Here is a 10,688-nt window from a genome sequence, read left to right on the forward strand (position 1 = left end):
CGTTGAGGGCTGCATAGCTCAGCTGCCGGTCGCCCGCCACCAAAGCCACCGCGTCCGGTGTGCGTGTCACCTGGGCTTCGAATAACTGCGCAAGTCCCACCGCCGGCACCGTCGCCGCATTGTGGTTCCAGGTGAACAGAAGGTCCTGGCGCTCCTGCCTCGTCAATAGCGCCGAACTGTCTATGACCTCATCGGGCCTCTCTACGAGCTGGCGCACCAGATTGTCGAGATAGACCTTGATGCGCCGGCGACTGTGTTCGTCAAAAACGGCGGCATCGACACTCAAATCGGCACAAAAGCACTGACTGCGATCATCTTTGTAGGCGTCCATCAAAAAGAGATAATCTGTCTCCGCCCAGGCGTCGATTTTTTTCGGGGCGTCGATCCCCTCCCGGGCCTGATCCTGGGTGTACATGTGCCAGTTGGTGTAGTTGAGCACGGCAGCTGAAAAGTCGAGTCCCGATAGTTTTTGGATCTCGGCGATAGGCAAAAAGCGATGTTGGTGCTGACGGTTGAGGCACCGGTCTACAGCGCAAATATACTGCCGCCAGGACGCCTGACGGGTCGACACCTGCAAGGGCAAAGCGTTAAGGAATAGCCCCACCATTTTATCGGCGCCGGACATTTCGGGTCGCGCCTGGGTCATGACACAGGCAGCCACTTTGTGGGTACCATTGAGCAACGACAGCAGCGCCAGATAAATTGCACTCCAAAGGCTTTTATCGGCAACACCGAGTTCACCGCCCAGTGCCGCCAGGCGGCGGCTTAAGTCCCGGGAATAATCGCAGCGAATCATGACACTGGAGGACTTTGTACGCCCCGACCACCAGGGCAACTCCGCCATGCCCGCGGTTTCCTGTTGCCAGAAATTCCTCTCTTTGTCGTCCTCCAGGGCCGCGAGCTCCAGGGCGACATACTGGTTGAATGAAGGGATAACCTCAGCCCCGGGCAAGGGCTGCCCACGCAGCAGGCGGTCATAACTCTGATACAACTCGGCGATAAAACTTTCCAAACTCCAACCGTCCCACAGGGCATGATTAAGGAACAGTCCGAAGACGAAGCGTCCGCCTGGCAGCAGATAAACGGCGGCCCGCCAAAGGGCCATCTGGGTGTCGATACCGCGGGATTTTTCTTCCTGCATCCACTCGCGGATGGCCTTGTGGGCGACTTCCTCGCTGTCCTGACTCAAATCCACCACCCGTAGGCCGGGCCGGTACACCCGGCGAATAAGCTGCAGCGGACGCTCACCAGACAAATCGTAAACGGCTTTCATCATGGGATGCTTGTCCAGCAGCCACACCAAAGCGTGCTCGAAGGCAGTGGCGTCCCAGGGGTGGTTGAATTGGTACAGCTGAAGGTTTTCGTAGGTATTGAGTGCCGACTGTCGCTGAGCAAGGACAACCATGCCGTGCTGCATCATGGTCAGGGGGAAGGCATCCAACAATTGTTCGTCGGCTATGCTGGCCGCAAGACGCAAGCGCTCAGCTGCGTCAATCAGGGCAAAGGGCGCAATGGCCTCAGCGTCTAATCCATGTGCTTGATGTCGAACCGCTGTCTCTGCCAAGCGCTCGATGGAGGGGTGGCTGAATAGGTCATTGACGCTGAAATATACGCCGTGCTTTTTTGCCTCAGAGACGATGCCAAGGGAGCGGATGGAATCCCCACCCAGGGCAAAATAATTGTCGTTTACCCCCACCTTCTCTCGGCCGAGAATCTTCTGCCATATGTCGCAAAGAAGCTCTTGTGTGCCGTTGACAGGAGCTTTGAAGGGCACATTGGCAAGGGCTCCGCGTCTGCCCTGTTCAGGATTGGGCAGAGCGTCAATATCGATGTAGTCACCAGCGTTAAGGGGTAATGAGGGCACACAGTGAATGATGTTTGGCAAGACCTCAGGCTTCGAACCTGAACGCAAGTACCCTAGAATACGCGTACTTATCTCTACTTGTGTCTCCCCTTTAGCCGGCAAAAGGCAACACACAAGAGCCCCGGAGGGCAACTTCACGACAGCGGACTTGATCACGCCCGGCACACGGTCAATCACCTCCTGCATCGCCATTAGGGAGCCCCTTGGCGACTGCCAAATTCGCAGTGGACGCTCCTGTCCGTCCCCCAATCTCGACTCCGCGTCAAAAGCCGCAGCGCTTTCAGGCTTCGTATACGCTGGATATTGCGTCGCCAATCCCTCAACCAGCGTGCCAAGGCGCGCCTCAGGAGAAACCGTAAAGACTTCCAGGACCGCCGCCAGGCGCTCAAGCAAAATGTCGGCGGCGGCAGAGGAGATCACCTCGCTGGCGTGCAGCAGGGTGAGCTTGAAGGATTTTAGAGGTTGAATCATCAGGGTGACGGCGTAGTCTGTACTCTCATCGCTGTTCACCTTCGACAAATTAAAAGGCAGATCCTGGGTCAGGTCACTCGAAGCAGGGTAGTTTTCAAACACCAAAAGTGAGTGAAACAAACGCTGGCCAGAGCCATGAATGTCATTGAGGGGCAAGAATCCGTGAGCCTCCCGCTGGCTCTGCGCCCGCTGAATATCGTCAAGCCACGCTTTCAGGGTCAGCTCGCCTTTAATCACGACAGGTACGGGAAGGGTATTGATAAACAAACCGACCATGCTGTCGATACCCGCCACGTCCGCCTGACGACCTGATACGGTTTGGCCGAATATCACATCGTCACGCGCGCAGCCCAGGCTCAACACACAGGCCCAGGCAGCCTGAAATAGGGTATTTACGGTGACGCCACTGCTGCGGGCAAGGGCCGACAATTCCTCACTCAGCCCGGGATCGAGCGTTTTGATGCAACGCTCGCGACTCTGGGGGCGCCCCTCGTAGGCACTCTCGTTAAGGGGCAGCCCGCCACAGGGCATAACGCCGTTAAGCTCGCGCGCCCAAAATTGTATAGCGCCCAGGCGATCCTGACGGCGCAGCCAATGGACATAGTGTTTAAAGGCAGGTGGCGGGGCCTTGGACACAGATCTGTCGGCCAGGCTGTCCCGATATGTGCTAAACACTTCTTGCAATATCAGGGGCATACTCCAACCGTCGAGGATGCTGTGATGGTGGGTCCACAACCACAGGTGGCGGATGGGCGACAGCCTGACGCAGGTCATACGTAAAAGTGGCGCCACGTCGAAGTCAATGCCAACCTGCTTGTCCCGCTGTCGCAGGATCTCGAAGCGCTTCGCCACCTGGTCTGCGGGAATGTCACTCCAGTCGAGGTGCTCCCAGGGCAGATTCGCCCGGCCTTGCACCACCTGCAACAACTGACCTGCGGCCTCGACAAAAGCCGTTCGAAAAATATCGTGTCGCTCGATAACCGCTTGCCAGGCATTGGCCAGGCACTCCGGATCAAACGCGCCTTCTATCTCAAACCACAGCTGAGTGAGATAAGCCTCACGCCGGCTATCACGCAAGGTGTGGAACATGAGCCCCGCTTGCATACTAGTGGCGGGGTAGATGTCCACCAATGGCCAAAAACGATGCTGTAAATCCCGGATCTCACTGCGCGACAAAGCTGTCGAGGGAAAATCCCCCGGGGTCAGGGTTACCTCCTGACGCCTGTCACAGTGGGACAGAAGTTGCCGCAAAGCATCCTGCAGGTGTTGACCAAAAGTGGCCATGACCGTGGATTTAAAATGGCGGCGCGAGTATTCCACCTGAAAACCCAAGTGACCGTCTCTCACTTCGGCATTAATTTCCACCAGATGGGACCTTGGAAACCCATCGGCAATGTCCGGTCCGCTGGCGACCGGATGTGGTGTAAGTGCAGTCGCCCCTCGTGAGTCGGCGGACACTTGTCCAAAGTAGTTGAACATCAATTGCGGCCGGTATTGCTTCTCCCGCGCCACGATGTCATCGTCTTTGCACAGATAGCGCAGTATTCCGTAATCCAGCCCGCGCCTCGGCACCGCTCGCCATTGGTCTTTGAGGGTGATAATGGCCGCCGCCAAAGCGTTATCCTCGGTCTCACCGGCCGGGGCGCGAAGATCGAGAAGAAAGGGAAACAGGCAGGTAAACCACCCCAAGGTATCGCTGAGATCCATGCCGTCAAAGGCTTCACTCTCACGACCGTGACTTTCAAGCAAGATGGTGAAGTGCGAGTGGGAAGTCCAGCGCTGGATGGCCAGGGCGAGCCCGGCCAGCAGCAGCTCCTGGGCCTGGGTTCCGTAAGCCTGGTTGGCACTGGTCAGTAGCGCCTGGGTTTCCCTCTTCGAGAGGTGGGCCCTGCAAATGTCGACATCCGCGAAGGTGTGATCGGCATCGGCAGAAATCGCCTGGGAGTCGAGCGGGAGCGTGTTGGCAGCACCTTCCCACTGCTCTAGCCAAAAATCACGGGTGGCCGCCGGCAGATGGGAGCCCGCATAGTGCTCGATATGCTCCGCCCAACGCTGATAGGCGGTGGTTTTTGGGCCGAGGGTAATGGGCTGGTCGCGGTGACACTGTCCGAGTGCCTGCTCAAGGTCATGGACAATGATACGCCAGCTGACACCATCGATGACAAGGTGGTGGCAGATGAGCAAAAGGTAAGACTTATCGCCGCCGGTACGAAAGATAAGTGCCTTAAGCAATGGACCCCGACGTAAATCCACGGCTGCTTTCACCCGCCCGCCCTCGACGCGTATGTGCTCAAGAACATCCGCGTAATCATCGGAGTTCAGCGCATATTCGTGCACACAAGTGTGCAGCAATTTATCTTCAAAGGGGGAGAAAACCGGCTCCACGTCATGAGCAGAGCCGCCCTCAGCGGGGTGAAACCGTAGGCGCAAAGCATCGTGTTTACGATGCAGCGCTGCGATACAGGCGGCAAGGGTTTGCGCCGAGATCTTCTCGTCAATGAGAAAGGAGTGCGACTGATGGAAGTGGTGATACCAGTCCGTTTTGTGGGACCAAAACCAGCGTTGGATAGGCAGAGGCGAGAGCTTGCCCGAAGAGTCGCCCTGATCCGCATGCAGCCTGACCTCAGACAGGTGCTCGCAAATCACCCGTACAGTCTTGTATTTAAACAACAGGTTAACGTCAAAATGCAGACTGTGAGCTTTGGCCTGGGACACTACCCGTATGCCTAAAATGGAATCGCCACCCAAGGAAAAAAAATCGTCGTCAATGCCCACGGACTCAAGTCCCAGGATCTGCTGCCAAAGGCCGCAAAGTATCCGCTGTTGGGTGGTCATCGCCGGCGAATAGTTGGACCTGACTGACAGTTTGGGCAGTGGAAGCCGCTTCTTATCCACTTTGCCGCTTGCCATCAGGGGAAAAGCTGGCAGCTCCACCACCGCGGCAGGTACCATGTACACGGGCAACTGATTGCGCAAATATTTGCCGAGCTGGTCGGAAAGCGATTCGGTGGGCTCGCAGGCTAGCGACAAGCCATCGGCCTCCTCGCCCTCGGGAATGAAATAGGCGATTATGACCCTCTTCTGCTCCGCCTCTACCACATTGGCCACCGCATCCACCACCCCACGAAGGCGCCTGAGCACGGCTTCAATTTCACCCAGCTCAACACGAAAGCCGCGCAGACTGACCTGCTCGTCGGCGCGCCCAACAAACATCAGCTTGCCGTCTTGCCGATAGCGCACCAGATCGCCGGTGCAATAGAGACGCGCCCCAGGGCAGCCGCTGAAGCTGTCGGGAATAAACTTTTCTCCCGTCAGCCCCGGCCGCTCGGGGTATCCTCGCGCAAGGCCGCCCCCTCCAATATGCAACTCTCCGACAGCCCCCGTTGGCAGTAGCTGTTTGTCCGGGTCCAGCACGTAGACACAAACGTTGTCGATTGGACCACCGATGGGTGGTGGGTCCATATCCGGCTGAATCTCACAGGTGGTCGCCACCACGGTACTTTCCGTTGGCCCATAGGCGTTAAATACCCGTCGCCCCACAAGCCAGGGCTGCAAGACTTCCCGGGAAGGGCTTTCCCCGCCGACTGTGAGGGTGCCAACACTGTCAAATTGCTCAATGGCAAGGCTGCTTAATAGCGCCGGTGGAATAAAACTGTAGGTAATAGAGTGCGCTTCTACCGCGTGGCCCAAACGATCAGCGCAGGTCACCATCTCCTCTGTGATGATGTGCAAGGCGGCACCCCGGGTCAGGCTCATGCTCCAGTCCCAGGTGGCCGCATCAAAACCGATGGAGGCAAACTGCAGCACACGGCTGTGGGGCCCCAAGCCGTATTGACGTGCCTGATAAACAGCCAGGTTACACAAGCTATGGTGGCTGAGGCCAACACCTTTGGGTTCGCCACTGCTGCCTGAGGTGTAAATCGTATAGGCGAGGCTCCGAGGGTGAACGACAACATGAGGGTTTTCGGACGTGGGACCAGTGCTTGCGACCGGCTTTAAGTCATCGAGCAGAACAAGGGGTACTATCCCTTGCTCTGCTCCCGCTTCTGCTTTGAGTATTTCCCCGATGGCCAGCTCGCCTGTCAGTGCACGCTGGCTGAGCAGCAGATCTATGCTCGACGGGTGCAACAGTTGTCGCAGACGGCCAGTGGGAAGCTTGGGGTCAAGGGGTACATAGCAGGCACCTGCCTTGAGTGTGGCGAGAATCCCGACGAAGGTGTCCAGCGAACGCGAAGTCAGCACTCCGACCCGATTTTCACAGGAAATATTCATCGCCACCAAAATGTGGGCAAGCCGATTGGCGCGCCTGTTGAGCTCAGCGTAGGTAAGGTGCACAGCGCAGTCACATCCCTCCACAAGCACCAGGGCGATACTGTCCGGCCTCTGCACCACCTGTTGCTCCACCAGGTGATGTATTCCGCTGGACTCTGGCATGGGGGCCTTGCGCAGACCCCAGTCGTGGAGCTGACGAAGCCTCTCCTGCTGATTCAACATCTGAAGCTGCGACACGCACGCACTCGGATTATCCGCAATGCTTTCAAGCAACTGGCGGTAGTGACCTAGCATCTGCACAATCGTGCACCGATCAAATAAATCCGTATTAAATTCAGCCCAGCCACTAATTCCTTGCGCCGATTCCGACAGGCTTAAGGTGAGGTCAAAACGCGCAATGCCTTCCAGGGTCCCCTCATTGGTGACGGTGCTTCCATGTGCCTCAAAGCTTAAGGGGTTAAGATTGAACTCAGAGACAGCGGTGGACTTGGTCGCTGCACTCTGCAAGGCAAATACCACCTGAAATAAGGGCGAGTAGCTCGCACTGCGCTCAGGGTTCAGGGTCTCCACCAGATAATCAAAGGGCACATCCTGATGAGCAAAACCCTGTAGTGAGACTTCCCGCTGACGCGCCAATAAGTCGGTAAAAGACTGTCGTCGATCAATCTGGCAGCGAATAACCAAAAGGTTAATAAAGAAGCCAATCAAGCCCTCGGTTTCCTTGCGAAGTCGGTTTGCCACAGGCGTACCCAGAGCAAAATCATCTTGCCCACTGTAGCGACCAAGCAAAATCCCAAAAGCGGTAAGCAGGGTCATATAGAGCGTGGCGTTGTGGGCGCGGCTCAGGTTTTTGAGCTTATCCACCAGCTCCACCGGCAGGTCGAAGGTCTGCAGACTGCCTCGAAAGCTCTGCTCACTGGCGCGGGGCCGGTCGGTGGGCAGGTTGAGCAGAGGTGGCAGGTCTTTGAGTTGCTGCCGCCAGTACGCGGTCTGGCGGTCGAGCACGCCTTCGCTCAACCACTTTCGCTGCCAAACGGCGTAATCCGCATATTGAATGGACAGGGGTTCAAGCGGCGAGGCCTGCCCATCGCGATTGGTTTGGTATAGAGCCGACAATTCGCGGAAAAAAATCCGCAGGGACCAGCCGTCAGCAATGCTGTGGTGCATTGTGATCAGCAGCGCATGATAGTCTTCCCTGTCCACCCGCAGCAGCCGCACGCGAAACAGAACGCCGCCATCCATCTCAAAAGTCTGATGTCGCTCTTCAAAGTAGATGGGCTTGAGCACCTCTTCCGAAGCGACCTGCTCAAGGCGAACGAACAGCTTAGTGTCATCGATCACCTGCACCAGCTGCCCGTCGCGCTGTTCAAAGCGGGTACGCAAGGATTCATGGCGTTGGTGGATACCCACTAGGCTTTCGATTAAAGCTTCAACGTCCAGGCGGCCGTCAATACGCAGTGCCAGGGGAATATTGTAAACCGGTAGCCCACCCGTGACCTGACTGGCATACCACAGCCGCTGCTGGGCATAGGACGCAGGCAGAGGTTGCGCACGCGACACCTGTGCCGGCGCATCAAGCGACCATGCGGCATTGTCGGAGCGGGCTTTTTCGATGGCCATGGCCTGCTCACGCACGGTGGTGGCATCGAACAGCTGGCGGATCGGCAACTCGACCGCAAAGACCTCCCGTATCCGCGCCAGCAACTTGGTGGCCAATACCGAGTGTCCGCCTAGAGTGAAGAAGTCGTGGCAAACCCCAACGGTATCCAGCTTGAGTGTGTCACACCAAAGCTCGCACAGGATCTTCTCGACCTCGCTTTTTGGTGCTTGATGCTCCATTTGCTCAAGGTCACTCTCCTGGCGCCCCGGCAGTGAACGGGTGTCAACTTTCCCGTTGGGAAGAAGTGGAAACTGCTCGACAGCGACCAAATAGGCCGGCACCATATAATCGGGAAGACGCTCTGTAAGGGAAGGCTTGAGCAATGAAAACAACTGATGACCTATGGTCTGCAGTTGGGGATTGTTGGCAAAGGGCCGGCGCTTATAAGCGTGGCGAGCCAGTGCCGAGGGCGCCCGCAGCCGACTGAACACCACATCCAGACAATCGAGGCGCTCCTGTGACCAGGTGACCGCAGGCTGGTAGCCGCATTGTTCAGCAAATTGCAGCAGTGCCTCGAAGGCGTGCATCTGCTCGATGGATTCCTGATTCAGGTGACCGGCCCGCTCACTCAGGCTGACAAGCTGATTGCCGGGCCAGTGTTTAACACCCTCGGCAATGGCAACATCCTCGCGCACACGGGGATTTGACAGACCTGATACAGCAAAGGTTTCATACTCTCCGGCACTGAGAACCCCGCGCAGCACCTCCACACCACTGTAGTCAAACCACTTGAGCGCCGCCTTTTGCTCCGCCAAATCGGCAGCGATGGAATTCACCGGGCGCGATGCTGCGTTTTGTTTGTCGACCGACAACACAACATCGTAGCGGTAGCGCATCATTTCATTGTCGCCAACGCCGCGCCGCAACTGGATATCCACATCGACAATAGAGGCTGTGTCCGCTGCCAGGCTAAGAAAAAAACTGGGGCTGACCAGAAGCTCCTTTTCCTGTCGCAGCCGCTGTTGCACTCGCTGCCTGAATTCGCTGACGGCAATGCGTTGCCCCAGGCGGCTGCGTTCAATTGCGGCAGCATGAGCCTCGAGAAGATCATAATTGCGCAGATCGCCGATAAATATTTTGCCGCAGGACTGTATGCAATCCAGCGCGCGCGCGAGCAGCGCCTCAAAATACAGGCGATTGGGAAAATACTGCACTACCGAATTGATTACGATGGTGTCGTAATCACTCCCTGCCAGAGCTTCAATGCTCAGTGCATCTCCCTGGCTAAGACTGATATGTCGCCATCCGCGCCTATCTATCTCCTGCTGAATCCCACCAAGCGCTGCCGCTGATGGATCAAGAGCATAAATGGATTCACAGTGTTCGGCGTAGCGGTAAAGCAGCAGCCCGGTGCCGACCCCAACCTCCAGCAGCTTCTTCGGTTTCAGCGCCAATATACGCTTCATCGCCCCTGCCAGTAGCTCCTTGGTGTCGTCAAGCAGCATTGGCTCGCCGGTGTAACTGCTGTTCCAGCCACTAAAATCCAGGTCCGTCTGTTCGGCGGTATTGGCGTCGGCGTAGTGGAATTCCCAGACTTTTGTCCACTGCTCGAGATTGTCGTCGTTGAGTTTGTGAGCAAGCTCGTCCATATAGGCTTGAGTGGGACGGACGTGAGCGATAATTCGCGTTTCACCCCGATGCTGTTCAATACCGACAACCGCCTGCTGAATGGCCTCCTCACGGGACAGTGCCGCCTCTATCTCAGCGGGTTCGACGCGAAAGCCACGGATATTGACCTGGTGATCAACCCGGCCCACATACTCAAGACAACCATCCCGGCCAAAGCGCGCCAGATCCCCCGTGCGATACAAACGACCACCGCCTTCCGCCTCATCAAAGGGGTCCGGCACAAAGCGCTCAGCCGTTTGCTCCGGGCGGCCAAGATAACCCCGCGCAAGGCCAGCTCCACCTACATACACTTCGCCAACAGCGCCCTCCGGCAGCAGCTCCCCTGCGGGACCCAGCAGGTAGACACGCTGGCGATCGATGCCGCGCCCAATGGGCGAGGTGCCGCCAATCAATACCCCAGTTTCAGAGGTATCCACCTCCCAGGCGGTGGCGTCGGCCCCCACTTCCGTCGAACCGTAAATGTTCACCAGGCGCGCACCCGGAAAGCGCTCGCGGAAAACCTTACCGTTGTCGAGCCTGAGCGCCTCACCGCTGCTGTACATCACCCGCAAATTCGGCACATGCAGAGATTCGCTCTCAAGCAGTGCATCCAAGAGAGAAGGCACCAGGGTGATGCGAGTAATCTGCCAGCGGTTCAGCACTGAGGCGAAGCTGCCGGCACTTTGCAGGGTGTGCGTCGGTACCATCACCAGCGGTACGCCGTTAACCAGTCCCTGAAACAGCTCCGCTACGTGGTCGACGAAGCCGATACTGGTTTTCTGGCAAAACACCTCGCCGGGCTCAATACCCAGG

The 10,688-nt window shown here is 57.3% G+C and carries 1 protein-coding gene; it reads right to left on the reverse strand.

The window, feature by feature from the left end; translation table 11 throughout:
* Nucleotides 1-10,688: amino acid adenylation domain-containing protein (locus tag ABVT36_RS18065; RefSeq protein ID WP_368457804.1), on the reverse strand; the 10,688-nt coding region annotated here is incomplete at both ends.

Source organism: Microbulbifer sp. TYP-18 (assembly GCF_040932045.1).
Lineage (GTDB): Bacteria > Pseudomonadota > Gammaproteobacteria > Pseudomonadales > Cellvibrionaceae > Microbulbifer.